The organism is Dechloromonas sp. CZR5 (assembly GCF_008711155.1).
GTDB lineage: Bacteria > Pseudomonadota > Gammaproteobacteria > Burkholderiales > Rhodocyclaceae > Azonexus.
On the sequence record NZ_VUYQ01000009.1, the window covers coordinates 20,393 to 36,223 of the forward strand.

17 protein-coding genes and 1 tRNA gene are annotated in these 15,831 nt (G+C 61.8%); 10 read left to right on the forward strand and 8 right to left on the reverse strand.

Annotated elements, in window-relative coordinates; genetic code table 11:
* Window position 1 precedes the first annotated feature (1 nt).
* Genes F1002_RS18095 through F1002_RS18110 form a run of 4 tightly spaced genes read left to right on the forward strand, consistent with a single transcriptional unit; the run spans window position 2 to window position 2,515 of the window.
* Window positions 2-700: an aldehyde dehydrogenase family protein gene (locus tag F1002_RS18095; RefSeq protein ID WP_150430448.1), complete on the forward strand. Its 699-nt coding sequence runs from the start codon at window positions 2-4 to the stop codon at window positions 698-700.
* Window positions 700-1,656 carry a D-2-hydroxyacid dehydrogenase gene (locus F1002_RS18100; RefSeq protein ID WP_150430548.1) on the forward strand — a complete coding sequence of 319 codons (957 nt, stop codon included), beginning with the start codon at window positions 700-702 and terminating at the stop codon, window positions 1,654-1,656. The genes F1002_RS18095 and F1002_RS18100 overlap by 1 nt, the downstream gene beginning before the upstream one ends.
* A complete protein-coding gene (locus F1002_RS18105; protein ID WP_150430449.1) occupies window positions 1,653-2,303 on the forward strand; it encodes a lactate utilization protein C in 651 nt (216 codons plus the stop codon). The genes F1002_RS18100 and F1002_RS18105 overlap by 4 nt, the downstream gene beginning before the upstream one ends.
* Window positions 2,300-2,515: an RNA-binding S4 domain-containing protein gene (locus F1002_RS18110; protein ID WP_150430450.1), complete on the forward strand. Its 216-nt coding sequence runs from the start codon at window positions 2,300-2,302 to the stop codon at window positions 2,513-2,515. The genes F1002_RS18105 and F1002_RS18110 overlap by 4 nt, the downstream gene beginning before the upstream one ends.
* Before the next feature lie 3 nt (window positions 2,516-2,518).
* Here the strand turns inward: F1002_RS18110 and F1002_RS18115 are convergent, their stop codons facing one another.
* The 5 genes from F1002_RS18115 to ccoG form a co-directional block, all read right to left on the reverse strand.
* Window positions 2,519-3,076, reverse strand: a complete 558-nt coding sequence (locus F1002_RS18115; RefSeq protein WP_150430451.1) for a 1-acyl-sn-glycerol-3-phosphate acyltransferase — start codon at window positions 3,074-3,076, stop codon at window positions 2,519-2,521.
* A gap of 10 nt (window positions 3,077-3,086) precedes the next feature.
* Window positions 3,087-3,323 carry a hypothetical protein gene (locus F1002_RS18120; RefSeq protein ID WP_150430452.1) on the reverse strand — a complete coding sequence of 79 codons (237 nt, stop codon included), beginning with the start codon at window positions 3,321-3,323 and terminating at the stop codon, window positions 3,087-3,089.
* Window positions 3,324-3,407: 84 nt separating this feature from the next.
* Window positions 3,408-4,052, reverse strand: coding sequence for a DUF47 domain-containing protein (locus tag F1002_RS18125; RefSeq protein WP_150430453.1), 645 nt, complete (start codon window positions 4,050-4,052; stop codon window positions 3,408-3,410).
* Window positions 4,049-5,092 carry an inorganic phosphate transporter gene (locus F1002_RS18130; protein WP_150430454.1) on the reverse strand — a complete coding sequence of 348 codons (1,044 nt, stop codon included), beginning with the start codon at window positions 5,090-5,092 and terminating at the stop codon, window positions 4,049-4,051. Before F1002_RS18130 ends, F1002_RS18125 begins: the two co-directional genes overlap by 4 nt.
* Before the next feature lie 168 nt (window positions 5,093-5,260).
* A complete protein-coding gene (gene ccoG, locus F1002_RS18135) occupies window positions 5,261-6,676 on the reverse strand; it encodes a cytochrome c oxidase accessory protein CcoG (protein WP_150430455.1) in 1,416 nt (471 codons plus the stop codon).
* A gap of 345 nt (window positions 6,677-7,021) precedes the next feature.
* Here ccoG and F1002_RS18140 point away from each other — a divergent pair, with 345 nt between their 5' ends.
* The 3 genes from F1002_RS18140 to F1002_RS18150 all read left to right on the forward strand — a co-directional run bounded on the left by F1002_RS18140 (window position 7,022) and on the right by F1002_RS18150 (window position 10,975).
* Complete coding sequence (locus F1002_RS18140) at window positions 7,022-8,341, forward strand: sigma-54-dependent Fis family transcriptional regulator (protein ID WP_150430456.1); 1,320 nt, start codon at window positions 7,022-7,024, stop codon at window positions 8,339-8,341.
* 88 nt (window positions 8,342-8,429) lie between these two features.
* Complete coding sequence (locus F1002_RS18145; RefSeq protein WP_150430457.1) at window positions 8,430-8,687, forward strand: hypothetical protein; 258 nt, start codon at window positions 8,430-8,432, stop codon at window positions 8,685-8,687.
* Between the two features lie 428 nt (window positions 8,688-9,115).
* A complete protein-coding gene (locus F1002_RS18150) occupies window positions 9,116-10,975 on the forward strand; it encodes a TolC family outer membrane protein (protein ID WP_150430458.1) in 1,860 nt (619 codons plus the stop codon).
* A 90-nt stretch (window positions 10,976-11,065) separates the two neighbouring features.
* On the opposite strand, the gene F1002_RS18155 is transcribed toward F1002_RS18150, so the two are convergent.
* Together F1002_RS18155 and murJ are read right to left on the reverse strand one after the other, a co-directional pair.
* Window positions 11,066-11,695, reverse strand: coding sequence for a YbhB/YbcL family Raf kinase inhibitor-like protein (locus F1002_RS18155; RefSeq protein ID WP_150430459.1), 630 nt, complete (start codon window positions 11,693-11,695; stop codon window positions 11,066-11,068).
* Window positions 11,696-11,711: 16 nt separating this feature from the next.
* On the reverse strand, window positions 11,712-13,262 hold the full coding sequence (murJ, locus tag F1002_RS18160) for a murein biosynthesis integral membrane protein MurJ (protein ID WP_150430460.1): 1,551 nt from the start codon (window positions 13,260-13,262) through the stop codon (window positions 11,712-11,714).
* 103 nt (window positions 13,263-13,365) lie between these two features.
* On the opposite strand from murJ, the gene F1002_RS18165 reads away from it, so the two are divergent.
* A tRNA-Thr gene (locus tag F1002_RS18165) sits at window positions 13,366-13,441 on the forward strand.
* A 153-nt stretch (window positions 13,442-13,594) separates the two neighbouring features.
* Window positions 13,595-13,852: a transcriptional regulator gene (locus F1002_RS18170; protein ID WP_150430461.1), complete on the forward strand. Its 258-nt coding sequence runs from the start codon at window positions 13,595-13,597 to the stop codon at window positions 13,850-13,852.
* Window positions 13,853-13,898: 46 nt separating this feature from the next.
* On the opposite strand, the gene F1002_RS18175 is transcribed toward F1002_RS18170, so the two are convergent.
* A complete protein-coding gene (locus F1002_RS18175) occupies window positions 13,899-14,885 on the reverse strand; it encodes a diguanylate cyclase (RefSeq protein ID WP_150430462.1) in 987 nt (328 codons plus the stop codon).
* Between the two features lie 152 nt (window positions 14,886-15,037).
* Here F1002_RS18175 and F1002_RS18180 point away from each other — a divergent pair, with 152 nt between their 5' ends.
* Window positions 15,038-15,805: an SDR family NAD(P)-dependent oxidoreductase gene (locus F1002_RS18180; protein ID WP_150430463.1), complete on the forward strand. Its 768-nt coding sequence runs from the start codon at window positions 15,038-15,040 to the stop codon at window positions 15,803-15,805.
* The last annotated feature ends 26 nt before the right edge of the window (window positions 15,806-15,831 follow it).

Here is a 15,831-nt window from a genome sequence, read left to right on the forward strand (position 1 = left end):
CATGGAATTTACGCCCGACGGCCCGATGGCCATCCCCATGTGGGTGAACGGTCACGCCTTTTTGACGGTGACTCCGGATTTCTTTACCGTCACCAACCCGGCGACCGGCGAAGCCTTGCGTCGGGTGCCGCTCTGTGGCGCCGATGAAGCCGTGGAGGCGGTGAAGGCCGCCCAAGCCGCGCAACCGGAGTGGGCGATGATGGGCGTGCCGGCCCGGCGCGTCTGCCTGGAGCGACTCGCGCAGGGGCTCGAACGCTATGCCGGGCATTTTGCCAAGTTGCTGATCCAGGAGTGCGGCTTCGACGAAGCGCGGGCCACGGCCGAAGTCGCCGAAGCGGCTGCCGCTTTGCGCGACAACCTGGTCGGGCAGACCGGCGTGCTGGGTATCGTGCTCGACGCCACCCGCCCGCTGGCCGGCTTTGCGGAAACCATGGCACCCGCCTTGATGGCCGGCGCCAGCTTGGTCGTCAAGCCGAGTCCCAAGGCGCCGTCGGCGGTATTCGCGCTGTGCGAACTGACCGCTCGCGAAGAGTGGCCGGCCGGCGTGGTAAACCTGTTGCAGGGAGACGCTGCAGCCATCGAAGGCTTGTGCGCCAGTGCCGTTGATCGCCTGCTCTATTACGGCAACGCCGCCCTGGGAGCGCAGGTGGGCGCGATGGCCGAGGCCGCCGACAAATCATTCGACATGAAGGCGCCTTGATCGTGCGCATTGTCCAGCTTGAGGGCGATTTCGTCATTCCCGGCATGCGCCGTCCGGCCTTTGCCCACGAATGGGTCGAGTATGGCAGGACGCGGCCGGAAGAGATCGTCGGACGCCTGGCCGGGGCCACGGTGGCCCTCATCAACAAGGTGACGATCGATGCCGCGACACTGGCCCGTTTGCCCGATCTGAAAATGATCGCTGTTGCGGCCACGGGAACCAATTGTGTAGACCTCGCGGCGTGCAAGGCGCGCGGTATTGTCGTTTCCAACATTCGCGGCTATGCCGTGCATACCGTGCCCGAGCACGTCATGTCGCTGCTGCTGGCACTGACGCGCAGCCTCGCGGCCTGGCGTGAAACCGTGATCGCCGGAGGCTGGCAGAAGTCGGGGCAGTGGTGCTTGTTCGACCATCCGATCCGTGACCTGCATGGAGCAACGCTCGGCCTGATCGGCTCCGGCACGCTCGGCAATGGTGTCGCGCATCTCGCCGAGGCATTCGGGATGCGTGTCCTGCGGGCGGAGCGCAAGGGGGCGAGCAGCGTGCGAGCCGGCTACACGGCCTTCGAGGAGGTGCTGGCGCAGGCCGATGCGATCAGCCTGCATTGCCCGCTGACGCCTGAAACACAAGGGCTGATCGGTGAAGCCGAGTTGCGGGCGATGCGGCCCGGGGGGCTGCTGATCAATACGGCGCGCGGCGGTATCGTCGACGAAGCAGCCTTGGCGCGGGCGCTGCGGGAGGGCTGGATAGGCGGAGCCGGATTCGATGTGCTCACCGCCGAGCCGCCGACCGACGCTCATCCGCTGCTCCATCCGGACCTGCTGGCCTTGCCGAACTTCCTGCTGACGCCGCATGTGGCGTGGTCTAGCCGGCCGGCCATGCAAACCCTGGCCGATCAGCTCATCGACAACATCGAAGCCTTCGCGGCCGGAAAGCCAAGGAACCGGGTGGCATGACGGCCAGGGACACTATTCTTGGCCGTGTCCGGCAAGGGGTTGGCAAGGACGATTTCGCACAGCGCAAGGCTGCCGCGCAGGGATTGCTGGCGGCACGTTCGCGCGGGCCGCAGCCTGTCCTGTCGGGGGGCTTGGTCGACCGTTTCCGGGTCAAGGCGGAAAGTCTCTCCAGTACCGTCGAAGCGGTGCCTGACTTGCGGGCGGCCCCGGCTGCCGTGGCGCGTTATGTCGCTGCACAGCATCTACCCCCGGAAATCGTCATGACGCCGGATGTTGCCAGCCTGGAGTGGGCGGCCAGCGGCGTGCGCGGTGTCGCCCGTGCCGCACACGACGTTGACCGCGTCGGTGTGACGGCCTGTTTTTGCGCGGTGGCCGAAACCGGGACGCTGATGCTGCTCTCCGGGCCGGATTCGCCGGCCACGGTCAGCCTGCTGCCGGAAACGCACATCGCGTTGGTCGATACCGCGTGCATCGTCGCCACGATGGAAGATGCCTTCGCCCTGCTGCGTGCCGAGCGGGGCGAAATCCCGCGTGCCATCAATTTCATTTCCGGCCCGTCGCGGACCGGCGATATCGAACAAACCATTGTCCTCGGCGCCCACGGGCCTTGCCGCGTACATCTGATCCTGATCGGAGCCCCGTCATGACCATCCGCTTTGCCGTGCGCGGCGAATTCATCCAGCTCGATCAACTGCTCAAGGCCACCGGTTTGTGCGAATCCGGCGGCGCAGCCCATGCGGCCATCGCCGAAGGGCGGGTCAAGGTGGACGGCGCGGTCGATACGCGCAAGCGGGCCAAGTTGCGACCGGGGCAGGCGGTGCAGTTTGCCGGTGAGGTGGTGGAGATCGCCGCCGAATAGGCGTTAATCGAGCCAGCAAACCGGCGAGGCCAGTTCGGGGTGTTTGCCTGTGCGGTCGGCGTAATGCCGGGCAAGCGTGGCGATGTCGGTGGCGGGGTCGCCGCTGAGGGTGACGTAGGCGAGTATGCCGGCCTCGCGCCTTGCGTAGTCGACGAAACCGAGGGCGACCGGCAGCTTGGCGGTCAGCGCGATCCGGTAAAAACCGCTTTTCCAGCCTTCGGTCCGGCAGCGGGTTCCTTCCGGTGCCATGATCAGCACGCAATGCGCATTGTTGGCAAAGCGTTCGATCATCTGTTCGACAAAGCCGGTGCGCTGCCGGCGATTGACGGGAATGCCGCCGAGCTTTTTCAGAATGGCGCCCAAGGGCCAGCGGAACAGGCTGTCCTTGGCTGCCCAGTTGGCGCGTAGCTCGAGGGCAAGGCCGGTGAGCAGGGCGTACAGCGCATCCCAATTGGAGGTGTGCGGGTAGGCGACGATCAGCATCCTGTCCGGGCGCTCTGCCGGTTCGACAAGACGCCAGCCGCGCGCTTTCAGGATCAGCCTGGCGAGTGTTTGCAGCATGGGTGGGGTTTCAGCGGCGGGCTTTGCCGAGTATCTCGGCGGCGATTTCATGTGTCTCGGACGTTTGTGGTGCGGCGGATTTTTCCGAACCGAAATAGTTTTGCCATTCGGCTTCCGTCATGTCGGTTTCCTCGACGGACGGAATGCGTCGCTCGGCGGTGCGCCGACGTTCCTTCCAGCCGCTGGGCGGCCCGCAATCATCGTCGCGACGGTCGTGTGCCGCGCGTGCCTTTTGTTCTTTGTCCATGCCCGAATACCCCGGTTTTTCTTCTCTGTGGCCGCTATTGTAGGGGAGCTTCCACGCCTTTCGGCGTGTTCCTTTTAACAGTTGTCAGCACATCTTGACGACGATGTCGTGCAAGGTATTGGCGCAGTTGGCCATGCGGTCGGCGGCGTTGGAAAGGTGGCGGTAGATTTCGCGGCGCTTGAACATATGGATGTAGTCATCGCCCACAAACAGTTCGGCGATGGCGCGGCGATAGTTCTTTTCCACCCGGCGCTCGGCCTTGCGTGCGGTGTCGGCGTCGGCTGCCGCAGCCTGGGGGTTCTTCGCCAGGCGGGAATAGCCCTGGACCAGGGCATCGGTGCCCAGCTTGATGTGCATTGCCATTTCCAGACAGTGCTTGTCGGGCGCGAGGCCGAGTACTTCCATTTCGCTGACCGTGCTCTTGCAGTAGTTCACGATTTCGTCGAGGTCGACGATGGCGCGATAGATGTCTTCGCGATCGATCGGCGTCGAGAATGCCTCGTTCAGGGTGTGCAGGTTGCGTATCTTGATCCGGTCGGCATCGTGTTCATCCTGGCGGATACAGTGGCCGACGGCCGGGTCGCCGCTTTCCATGAATTCGACCAGGCGTCCGGCTGTCTGGGCAACGTTCTGGCACTGCTCGGCGAGCAGGCTGAAAAAGTCGGGCATTTTCGGAAACACCCGCTCGAACAGGCGGCCGACTATCGATTGGCGTTTTTCATCGCTCATGGCGTGCCTCCGAGAAAGAGATGGACCAGCGCGTAAGCCTGGATGGCGACAAGGGCGGCGCCGGGAATGGTGATCAGCCAGGTGGTGGCAATATCCTTGGCCTTGGCCCAGCGGACGGCGCGCGGGCGTTCCGAGGCGCCGATCCCCATGATCGACGTGGCGACCACGTGGGTGGTCGATACCGGAGCCCCCGCGACCGAGGCGGCCATGATGACGGCGGCCGAGGTCAGTTGCGAGCCGAGTGCATGGATGGGGCGAACGCGGTAAATGGCGAAGCCCAGTGTGCGGACGATGCGCCAGCCGCCGGAGAGGATGCCGAGCGTGATGGCCGAGGCGCAGGCGAGCATCACCCAGAAGGGGACTTCGAACGACGGGATGAAGCCGCCGAGCAGGAGTACCAGGGTCAGGATACCCATGCTCTTCTGGGCGTCGTTGGCGCCGTGCGAGAAAGCCAGGCCGGCTGCGGTGACGAACTGCAAGCCGCGCAGGCGGGCGTTGGCGGCCGGGTTGGCCGCCATGAGCAGGGCATGGAGCAGGCGATGGATGAGGAAGCCGACCCAGAAGCCGATCAGCGGCGACAGGATCAGGGCGGCGAGTACCTTGACGATGCCGGTCAGGTGCCCCGAGGCCAGTTGGCCAAAGCCCCAGAGCACGTGGTCGGCTCCGACCGAAACGACTATGGCGCCGATCAGCCCGCCGACCAGTGCATGCGACGACGATGACGGAATGCCGAAGTACCAGGTCGCGAGATTCCAGGCGATGGCACCGATCAGCCCGCACAATAGAATGGACAGCGACAGGATGGGGAGAACGCCGTCGAGGACAACGAACTTGCCGATGGTGTTGGCGACGGCGGTACCGCCCAGCAAGGGGCCGAGAAATTCGAAGACGCCGACGACGATCACGGCCTGGGCCGGCGTCATCGCACGCGATGCGATGACCGTGGCGACGATGTTGGCGGCATCGTGAAAGCCGTTGGTGTAGTCGAACACCAGCACGACGACGACTGTGGCGACGGCGAGCAGGAAGAGCGTGTCCATGCGCATCGACCCCCGGCGAGGGAGGGTGTCTCCTTCTTGTTGGATTTTTTCCAGTATATCGCCGATGCAAGCCTTGTGCTGCGGCTATCACGGCGGGCCTGCCCGGGCCGCGAAAGGCAAAAAAAGGGCGGGAGACATGCTCCCGCCCAAGCGGAGTCTGCCTGGATGCTACTGAGGCAGGAGGAAAGCAGCTTTCTCCCTGACCTTGATGTCAGGATTGTCGATAGCGACGATATCGAAGTGAATGGGGTTGGATCCGACCTTGCCGGCATCGGGCGGCACGCGGACGATGGTGTTGTGGGAGGTCAGCCCCGCAGCGGCGGCGTCTACTTCCGGGCTGCCGGCTATTTCGGCGCCGGGCAGGCCGTCGACACTGATGCGGTAACGATGGGGGCGTTCCTCGGTATTCATGATCTGCAGCATGTAGACATTTTCGATCCGGCCGTCGTCGGCTTCGCGGGCCAGTATCGAGCGGTCGCGGATGATGTCCACCTTGAGCGGAATGCGGTTTGCCAGGAACCAGGCGCAGGCGCCGAGAATGATCGCCAGGATGGCCGTGTACAGCAGGATGCGCGGGCGGATGACGTGGGCTACGATGGCTTTGCGATCAAGGTGCTGCGACATGGCGTTTTCGGTTGAATAGCGCACCAGTCCGCGCGGCAGCCCGGTTTTGTCCATCACCTGGTCGCAAACGTCGATGCACGCGGCACAACCGATGCACTCGTACTGCAGGCCGTTACGGATGTCGATGCCGGTCGGGCAGACTTGGACGCACAGGCCGCAGTCCACGCAGTCCCCCAGCCCTGCCGCTTTGGCATCGACTCCCTTCTTGCGTGCCCCGCGTGTTTCGCCCCGCTCCGGGTCGTAGGTGACGATCAGCGTATCAGGGTCGAACATCACGCTCTGGAAGCGGGCGTAGGGGCACATGTATTTGCAGACCTGTTCGCGCATGAAGCCGGCCATCAGGTAGGTAAACCCCCCGTAGAAGAAAATCCAGAAGGTTTCCCACGGTCCGAGGTTGCCGGTCCGCACGTTGTTGATGAGTTCGCTGACCGGCGTGAAGTAGCCAACCAGCGTGAAACCCGTCCACAGCGAGAGCAGCAGCCAGAGCAGGTGCTTGATTGCCCTGAGTCGCAGCTTGCGGGCGTTGAACGGGCCTTTGTCCAGCTTGATGCGTGCGTTGCGATCGCCCTCGATCCAGTTTTCGATCCACATGAACAGCTCGGTGTAGACCGTTTGCGGGCAGGCGTACCCACAGAACAGCCGTCCAGCAATGGCGGTGACGAGAAACAGCGCGTAGGCCGACACGATCAGGAGTGCGGCAAGGTAGATGACGTCCTGCGGCCAGAAGACCACCCCGAAGATGTAGAACTTGCGTTCGACCAGATGGAGCAGGATGGCCTGGCGGCCGTTCCATTCGAGCCACAGGCCGCCGTAGAAGACAATCTGGGTGAACAGGACGAGAGCGATCCGCCAGTTGTCGAAGGTGCCGCGGATGCCCTTGGCGTAGATCTTCTTGCGCTTTTCGTAAAAGGAGACTTTGACAGCGGTCTCCGCTTGCGTGCTGGCTTCTGGCTGGCTCATTGGTCCTCGTGCAGGTTGTGATCGGGTTGGAAACCGGGATGGGGCGACGCCGGCGCTGGCTGGCCGCATAAAGCTTGCCTGCGGGGCGAACTAAGGGGGATATGCCGCCAGCCAGTTTTCCGGAGTGGTCCATGGCCACCCTGACGTGTGGTGAGAAGCGCGTCAAGGAGGTCTTTTCGCCGGTTTCCGCGTGGCTTCTTATCAAGATGCATGCCTGTTGCCGTTTGGCTAAATAAGATCATGCAAATCAATGTGTTGTCTTTGCTTGGAGCGAATGGACTTGTGTCGGATGGGGTGTGTGTGCCAATAATGTCGGCATTTAATGGCGTAGGTGACATTTTTGGTATGGCTGCCCAGGCACTAAGCGAACTCATTTCCTTTCTCGACGGGCTGCCGGAGCCGCGTATCGTGATGGGCACCGATTACCGCATCGTTGCCGCGAATGCTGCCTACATGCGCGAATTCGGTGCCGGCAAGCCGCTGTCCGGGCATTTCTGCTACGAGGTGTCGCACCGCTTCGATGTGCCGTGCGATCAGGCCGGAGAGTCCTGTCCGTTGCGCTTGAGTCTGGAAAGCGGCGATCCGCAGCGCGTCCTGCATTTGCATCACACGCCGCGCGGCGAGGAGCATGTCGCCGTCGAGACGACACCGATCCGCGACGATCTCGGGCGGATCGTCTATTTCGTCGAAACCATGCGTGTTGTGCGCCAGGCCAGCAGCCGGGCCGCTGCGCAGGGCCTGGTCGGGCGCTCGCCGGCTTTTGTCGGGATGCTGGAAAAGATCCTGCGGGTCGCCAATTCGAATGCGGCGGTCTTGCTGCTGGGCGAAACGGGGACCGGCAAGGAGTTGGTGGCACGTGCCGTTCACGAGGCCAGTGCGCGCGATGAGGGGCCGTTCGTGGCGGTCGATTGTGCTGGCATGACGGAAACGCTGTTCGAGAGCGAGTTGTTCGGCTACGAGAAGGGGGCTTTCACTGGCGCGATGACGCGGAAGCAAGGGCTGGTCGAGGCGGCGTCCGGCGGCACCCTGTTTCTCGACGAGATCGGCGAATTGCCGCTGCCGCTGCAGGTCAAACTCCTGCGGTTGCTGGAAACGGGGACTTATCGTCGGGTAGGCGGTGTGGACTGGCTGCCGGTGGATTTTCGTTTGGTGACGGCTACTCACCGCGACCTGCGGGCCATGGTGCAGACGGAAACCTTTCGCCGCGACCTGTATTTCCGGATCAACACCTTTCCGATTCGTGCGCCCGCATTGCACGAGCGAAGGGATGATATTCCGCTGCTTGCGGAATCCCTGCTTGAGCGCGTCGACAGAAAGTCCGGGCGGCGCATGTCGGCGGAAGCCCTGGCCTGGCTGTCGGGGCGGCAATTTTCCGGCAACATCCGTGAACTGCGGAACCTGATCGAACGCGCAAGCTTGCTGGCCGACGGCGAGGTAATCGACCGCGCCCATCTGATGGAGCTGGCCGATGACCTGCCGCCACCAGCTGCACCGGTCGACGGCGACTTCGTGGTCAGCGAGCCGATTGCCCTGGACGAGCTGGAGCGTCGCTATCTGGAATGGGTCAGGTCACGGCCGGATCGCGATGCGACGCCACTGGCCGAGCGCCTGGGGATCAGCCAGCGGACGCTGTATAGGAAAGTCAGGGCGCTTCGCCCGGAATGATTGCGGGGCCAGCACCGATCGAGTCGGCTGGCTGACGAATTGCTGACCTAGCCGCGCCCGAGGTGTGCGTTTCGAGGGGAACCGCGCTATGGTTTTTGAGCGTTTGCTCGGGAAACCGGCCTGGGTGCAAGAGCATGTCGTGGGCGATGTTTTTCTCGCCAGGCGACAGTTTTCGAGCGCCGGGCTTGCCCATGAACCGGGTATTGGCATCCCTGATATGGTGTTGATCGCTGCACCTTTACGTAGCGGAAGGGCAATGCCTGTGACGATGATTGCGCTCCGGGTCTCGCGACTGCCCGGCTCGCGTTTGTTGTTAATGGCGGAGAAGTTTCGAGCAATCATGTGAAAAAATTATGTTTTCAATTTTCTTTAATATTCACTTGCTATGTATTTATATGTTTTTATTCAATGGCCTAGTTTTGTGATGTGACTTATTTGTTCACTTGTTTTGTGGCTTATTTTGATTAATTCGCCAGTTTTTCCCCTTTGGCTGAAATTTGGCATGAATGACGCACAATCCGTTATCTTTGAGAATGGTGCGACAAATCGCATTTCTCCCATCTGGTGCGACTCCTTGCCGGTGCCTAGAGGGTGGATGGCTAAAAATATGGGCCGTTGCGTGATTTATTTCTCGGTTGGTTTTACGAATTCTTACAATCACATAGCACGTGCTACCTATAATTGCGGGCATCAAGTTCGCGTGGCGATCGCTTTAAGGTCATTTTTTTCCTGGTCGGTTGTGCCACGCCAGCCTCAATTTTCTGGTTGCCTCCAATGAACAACAAAGCCATTGCCGCCCTTTGTATGCTTTCCGCCATGCCGGCGATCGCCCAAGTGTCTTCTTCGTCAGCGCCGGCGCAGGCGACGCTGAAGGATGTGGCTCAGCGCGCAGTCATCAATAGTCCGGAGGTGACTTCCAAGTGGCACAACTATCGGGCTGCCGAAGAGGAAATCGGCGTGGCTCGCGGCGGCTATTTCCCGCGCATCGATCTGACAGCCGGTTCGGGGCGCGAGGGCCTGCGTACGCCATCGGCCGCCGAGCGAGACTATAACCGTACCGGATACGTACTCAGCCTGAACCAGATGCTGTTCGACGGGTTCGCGACACGCAGCGAGGTGCGTCGCCTCGACAAGGCCAGGCTGGTTCGCTACTACGAGCTGCTCGATGCCTCGGAGAATGTGGCGCTCGAAGCCTCTCGCGCCTACGTCGACGTGCTCCGCTATCGGCATCTCGTCGATCTTGCCAAGGACAACTATGTCCAGCACAAGGCGACCCATGATCAGATTCAGCGCCGTGTACAAAGCGGCGTCGGGCGTCGTGTGGACCTTGAGCAGGCGGGCAGCCGTCTGGCCCTGGCCGAAATCAATCTGGTTACCGAGAACGCCAATCTGCACGATGTTTCGGCGCGCTATCAGCGTCTCGTCGGCGCTCAGCCCGTCGGTGCTATCGTTGCCCCGACGCAGGTCAACGGAGCCTTCCCGACGCAGGCCAAGGCTGCACTCGATACCTTGCATCGCAATAACCCGGCCTTGCTGGCGGCCAGCGAAAATATCGAAGCCAGTCAGCATGAAATCGATGCGCGCCGCGCCGCCTATTCGCCCAAGCTCGATTTCCGGGCGCGCACCGACCAGACTCGAAACTATCTCGGCGATACCGGTCAGCGCGACTACAACGTGGCCGAGCTGGTGGTCAGCTGGAATTTGTTCAATGGCGGTTCCGACCGCGCCCGCGAAAGGCAGACCATCGAAAAGAAGAACCTGGCGTTCGACATGCGCGAGAAGGCTTGCCGCGATACCCGGCAGACGCTCCTCATCGCTTATAACGACGTGCTGCGCCTGAAGGAACAGTCGGCCCATCATGCGCGTCAGGTTTCCATGCTCGAGAAGACCCGCGATGCCTATCGCGATCAGTTCAATGTCGGGCAGCGTACCCTGCTGGACCTGCTCGATACCGAAAACGAATTGCTGTCGGCGCGCCGCTCGGCCGTCAATGCCGACAGCGATCTGACCCTGGCCTATTTGCGGACCTATGCCGGCATGGGTACGCTGCTTCAGTATCTGGGCCTGCAACGTCTCGAGGCCAGGACGCCGGAAGCGGGCGAGCTGGCCGAAGTCGATCCCGCGCAACTCTGCCCGACGGATCCGATTGCGCTGGATGTGACCGATCGTGAAGCGCTCGACGCCAGGGCGGCCGCGATGAATGCGACGCGCCCGCAGTTTGTTTCCGCGCCGGCTCCGGTCGTGGTTGCCGGTCCGGACGCCGAGATCGAAGGCCGTGTCAAATCCTGGGCTGCCGCGTGGTCGACGCGCGATTATTCGGCCTACTCTGGCTTCTACGCACCGAGTTTCACGCCGGATGGCGGTTTGTCTCGCGAGGATTGGGCGCAGTTGCGGCGTAGCCGGATTTCCACCCGTGCCGACATCAGCGTCGAGATTCAGGATCTCAAGGTCCGCATGGATGGCAATGATCGTGCCTTCGCCGAGTTCCGCCAGATCTATAGTTCGAATGCTTTCCGCGATACGACCCAGAAGTCTTTGGAGATGATCCGTGTCGGAGGAAAGTGGCTGATCAACCGGGAAAGCTCGGTGCCTTGCGTCGGCAATACGGTCGGCGGCTGCAAGCCAGTGCGCTGACGAGCAGCAGGGCCGCCGGCAGTCGGTGGGCGCCCCGAAAGCAAAAAAGGCCATGCGTTTGCGCATGGCCTTTTGCATTCCAGACGAGCCTTATTTCGCCAGCTGCGGATTCAGCGTGTAGGTGCCGGTCAGGCTGGCTTCGGCAAGGATGTGCCCCTGCATGGCGGCGCGCACTTCCGGGCCGCCGAACCGGCCATCGACGGGGAGTTTTTCCATGTCCAGGGCGAAGACGGTAAAGACGTAGCGGTGGACGATTTCGTCGTTCCACGGTGGGCACGGGCCGTCGTAACCGTAGTAGTCGCCGCGCATGTCGTTGTCGCCGGCAAACCAGTCGGTGTAGTTGTTGATCCCCTGGCGGGCGCCGTGGGCCGCCAGAGGGCCTGGTTTGCCGCGCGGGCTGACCTCGTTGCTGAACTCGCCTTCCTTCAACGAGGTGACGGCGGCGGGAAGGTCGACAAGAACCCAGTGAAAGAAATCGACGCGCGGCAACGAAGCCGGGACGGTGCGCCCTTCCTGGTTCACGTCGTCGCCCTTGCTCGGGACGTCGGGGTCGTGGCAGATCACCACATACGATCGGGTGCCGGCCGGCGGGTCGTTCCAGGTCAATTGCGGGTTGGCATTGCGGCCAAGGCAGACGTGGTGTGCCGGGTCGGGCGTACAGAAGGCAAAGTCGCCCGGGATTTTTTGGCCATCTGAAAAACTGGTGCTGCTCAGTTTCATCGTCAAAGTCTCCTGATTAGACGGCCGTGCGTCCTTTGAAGTCGCGAAGCCGGAAGCCGAGAAGCCATAGTGTAGCGAAATAAGCGCCGCCGCCAAGCGGTACCAGCCATGCAAGATGGATGCCCCGTGCCATGAAGGTGGCCTCCAGCCAGCCGGCTTCGCTGCCCATGGCAAACCAGAGCGCGCCGGCCATGACGGCCAGCGCAACCGTCAGTTTGAGCAGAAAGCCCGTCCATCCCGGTTGGGGGCGGTAAATATCCAGCCGGCGCAAGCCGCGGTAGAGCATGCCGGCATTGAGGCAGGCGGCCAGCCCGATGGACAGGGCCAGTCCGGCGTGCCCGATCCAGCCGATGAAGGCGAGATTCATGATTTGGGTGGCGGCGAGCGAGATCAGCGCGATGCGTACCGGGGTCTTGACGTTTTGCTGGGCATAAAAGCCAGGGGCCAGGACCTTGACCAGGATCAGTCCGGTCAGGCCGACGGTGTAGGCGACCAGGGCTTCGCGGGTTCGGAATACGTCCTCAGCAGAGAATGCACCGTGAAAAAACAGGGTTGCGATCAGGGGGACGGCCAGGATGGCCAGCCCGACGGCGGCCGGGGCGGCCAGCAGCAGGGTGAGGCGCAATCCCCAGTCGAGCAGGCGGGAGTATTCCGCATGGTTGCCGCTGGCATGGCAACGAGACAGTGAAGGCAGCAGAATCGTGCCGAGAGCGGCGCCCAACATGCCGGAGGGAAACTCCATCAGGCGGTCGGCGTAATAAAGCCACGAAACGCTGCCCGTCTTCAAGAAGGAGGCGAAGACCGTATTGATCAGCAGGCTGATCTGGGACACCGAAACCCCGATCAGCGCCGGACCCATCAGCATGGCGATGCGCCGTACGCCGGGGTCGGCCCAGGCGGCGCGCCAGTTGAGCGTCGGCCGTGGCAGCATGGCGATCTTTTTCAGTGCGGGAATCTGGATTGCCATCTGCAACAGACCGCCGATGAAGACGGCCCAGGCCAGCGCCAGAACGGGCGGATCGAAGTAGGGCGCGGCAAACAGGGCCATGGCAATGAACGAGATGTTCAGCAGCACAGGAGTGAAGGCGGGCAGGGCGAAGCGGCTCCAGCTGTTGAGCAGCCCGCCCGCCAGGGCCACGAGCGACATGAAGAAGATGTAGGGGAAGGTGATGCGGGTCAGCGTGACGGTCAGTTCGAATTTGCCGGCGTCGGCACTGAATCCGGGAGCGGATATCCAGACCAGCAGCGGCGCGGCGGCAATGCCGACGGCGGTGATGGCGAACAGCAGCATCGACAGCAGGCTGGCGACATGGTCGACCAGCGTGCGCGTGTCCTCCTGACTCCGCTTGTTCTTGTATTCCCCCAGTATGGGGACGAACGCCTGGGAGAATGCGCCTTCGGCGAACATGCGGCGGAGCAGGTTGGGCAACTTGAAGGCAACGAAAAACGCGTCGGTTGCCAGTCCGGCGCCAAATGCGCGAGCGATGACGAAATCGCGAACAAAGCCGAGAATTCTTGATAACAGGGTCATTCCGCTGACCGTGGCCAGTGCGCGAAGCAGATTCATTGGTTAGTGACGTTGCCTGAACGTGGGCGAAAAAGCTATAATTCTACGCTCTGCTTTTTCGGAAGCGGCGAAAGCTTGATGTTTCGAGGCTTTCGGCAAGCGTGCCGTTGTAGCTCAGTTGGTAGAGCAACTGATTCGTAATCAGTAGGTCGAGTGTTCGATTCACTTCAACGGCACCAGTAATTCCATGCGCTTGGGCTAACTCCTGCGGAGTTGGCCTTTTTGCGTTCATCTGCGTGGTTCCGCTGTTTCCGGCGTGGTTGGCCGGAAAAGCCTTCTTCCGTATAGGACGTGGGGCGGCGCCATGCAACAAACGAAGTAAAGGATTGGCCATGACTACTCCCAAGGTTCTTGATCACTTGAAAAAGCACGGGCAGTTGCTCGACCTCGAAATCGCAAATGCTATCAAGATTCCCCTTGAGGAAGTGCGTGCCGCACTCTCCGAGCTTTCCGCCCAGCAGGAAATCTCCATGTGCAGCGTGACCAGCTTCAAGAACGGAAAGCCTGTCGAGGCTATCCAGTGCCGTATTTTCGGCTACTTCCCCAAGCCGGCCCCGGGGCGCAAGCCGGCCAGCAAGCCGGCCGAATAGTCGTTTCGGTTTTTTTGGGGGTGCTTCCCCCATTGAGGGATGCGGGTCAGTTGCAACAGACCGGATCGCTGTTGATCTCGACCCTGTTTCTTCCGGCGCGTTTTGCCGCGTACAGCCCTGCGTCGGCAAAACGCAGGAGTTGCTGCGGGGCTTTGTCGGCGCGCGGGTGGATGCTGGCGACACCAAAGCTGCAGGATAGCTGGCCGCCAATGCCGCGTTCGTGTGGAATGCAAAGCTCACGGGCCGATTGCCGCATGCGCTCGGCTACCGCATAAGCGCCGTCGGCATCCGTTCCGGGCAGGATGGCGACAAATTCCTCTCCTCCGTATCGGGCAACGCTGTCTTCCACACGGAAAAGCGATTCGCTCAGCGTGCTGGCAACAGCCTTGAGGCACGCGTCCCCGGCCTGGTGCCCATAAATGTCGTTGAATTGCTTGAAGAAGTCGACATCGCTGAGCACGATGCTGAGCGGCGTTTCGGTGCGCAGGCAACGCTTCCATTCGACAGCCAGTGTGTCGTCGAAATAACGTCGATTGGGAATTCCGGTCAGGCTGTCCAAGGTCGCGATATCCTTGAGTTGGCGATGGACATCGCATATTTCCCGCTGGCGGGCAGCGATGCGCAGCATGGCGCGAACCTTGGCGAGAAGCACGACTTCCGAGACCGGCTTGCAGATGAAATCGTCGCCGCCCGCCAGAATTCCCTGTGCCAGCAGATTTTCATCATTCACCGAGGAGAGAAATATGATCGGTGTCCACGGGGTGTAGGCTGCGTTGCTACAGCTCTGTTCCCAACTGCGAATGGCGCGCGTCAGCGAGATTCCGTCGATTCCTTTTTGCGCACTGTCGAGCAAAATCATGCTGGGATAGGCCTCGCGCACGATTTGCAGTGCCTGCTCGGCTTCTCCCGCGGCGATGACTTTGATGTCCGGTAGTTGATTCAGGCATTCGCAAATTTGCGCACGATCGGCCAGCGACGGATCGATGACCAGTAGGGTGGCGTGGCTGGCGCGTGCGAAGTGGCGATCAGGCATGTTCGGAAGGCGGACTGCAGGTGGTCACTTGTTTATCATAGCACCGGACCTGATACGGGGATTTTTCTTTCGCCCATCCCGGAGTAATATGTCCGTTTTTACCATACGGTACCGTCTGGAATGGCGGCCGATAACTCAGAGGAGAGCGGCAAATGCAGATCAAGGACAAGGTTTTCCTGGTAACCGGCGGCGGTTCGGGTTTGGGGGCGGCGACAGCGGCAGCGCTGATTGAGGCGGGGGCCAAAGTCGTGCTGGCCGATCTCAACCGCGAGGCTGGTGAAAAACTGGCCGGCGAGCTGGGAGCCAATGCGTTGTTTGTCGAGACCGACGTGGCCAGCGAACCTTCTGCGGTCAATGCCGTGAATTCCGCAGTGGCCAGCTTTGGTGCCTTGCATGGCCTGGTGAACTGTGCCGGCGTGGCTCCGGCCGAAAAAGTGGTCGGCAAGGAAGGTCCGCACAAGCTGGAGAGCTTTGCGCGCACCATCAATATCAATCTGGTGGGAACCTTCAACATGCTCCGCCTTGCCGCCGAAGCGATGCTCAAGAATGAGCCGGACGCGGGCGCAGAGCGCGGTGTGATCATCAATACGGCCTCCGTGGCTGCCTTCGAGGGGCAGCTCGGCCAGGCTGCCTATGCCGCCTCCAAGGGCGGGATTGTCGCCTTGACGCTGCCGGTGGCGCGCGAACTGGCGCGCAGTGGTATCCGCTGTCTGACCATCGCCCCGGGCATTATGGAAACGCCGATGCTGCTTGGCATGCCGGCAGAGGTGCAGGATGCGCTGAACAAGATGGTTCCATTCCCGACCCGTATGGGGAAGCCCGCAGAGTACGCTGCGCTGGTCAAGCACATTGCCGAAAATGCTTATCTCAATGGCGAGGTCATTCGCCTGGATGGCGCCATCCGGATGGGTGCCAAATAATCTATACTTCGGCTCCGCCCTTGATT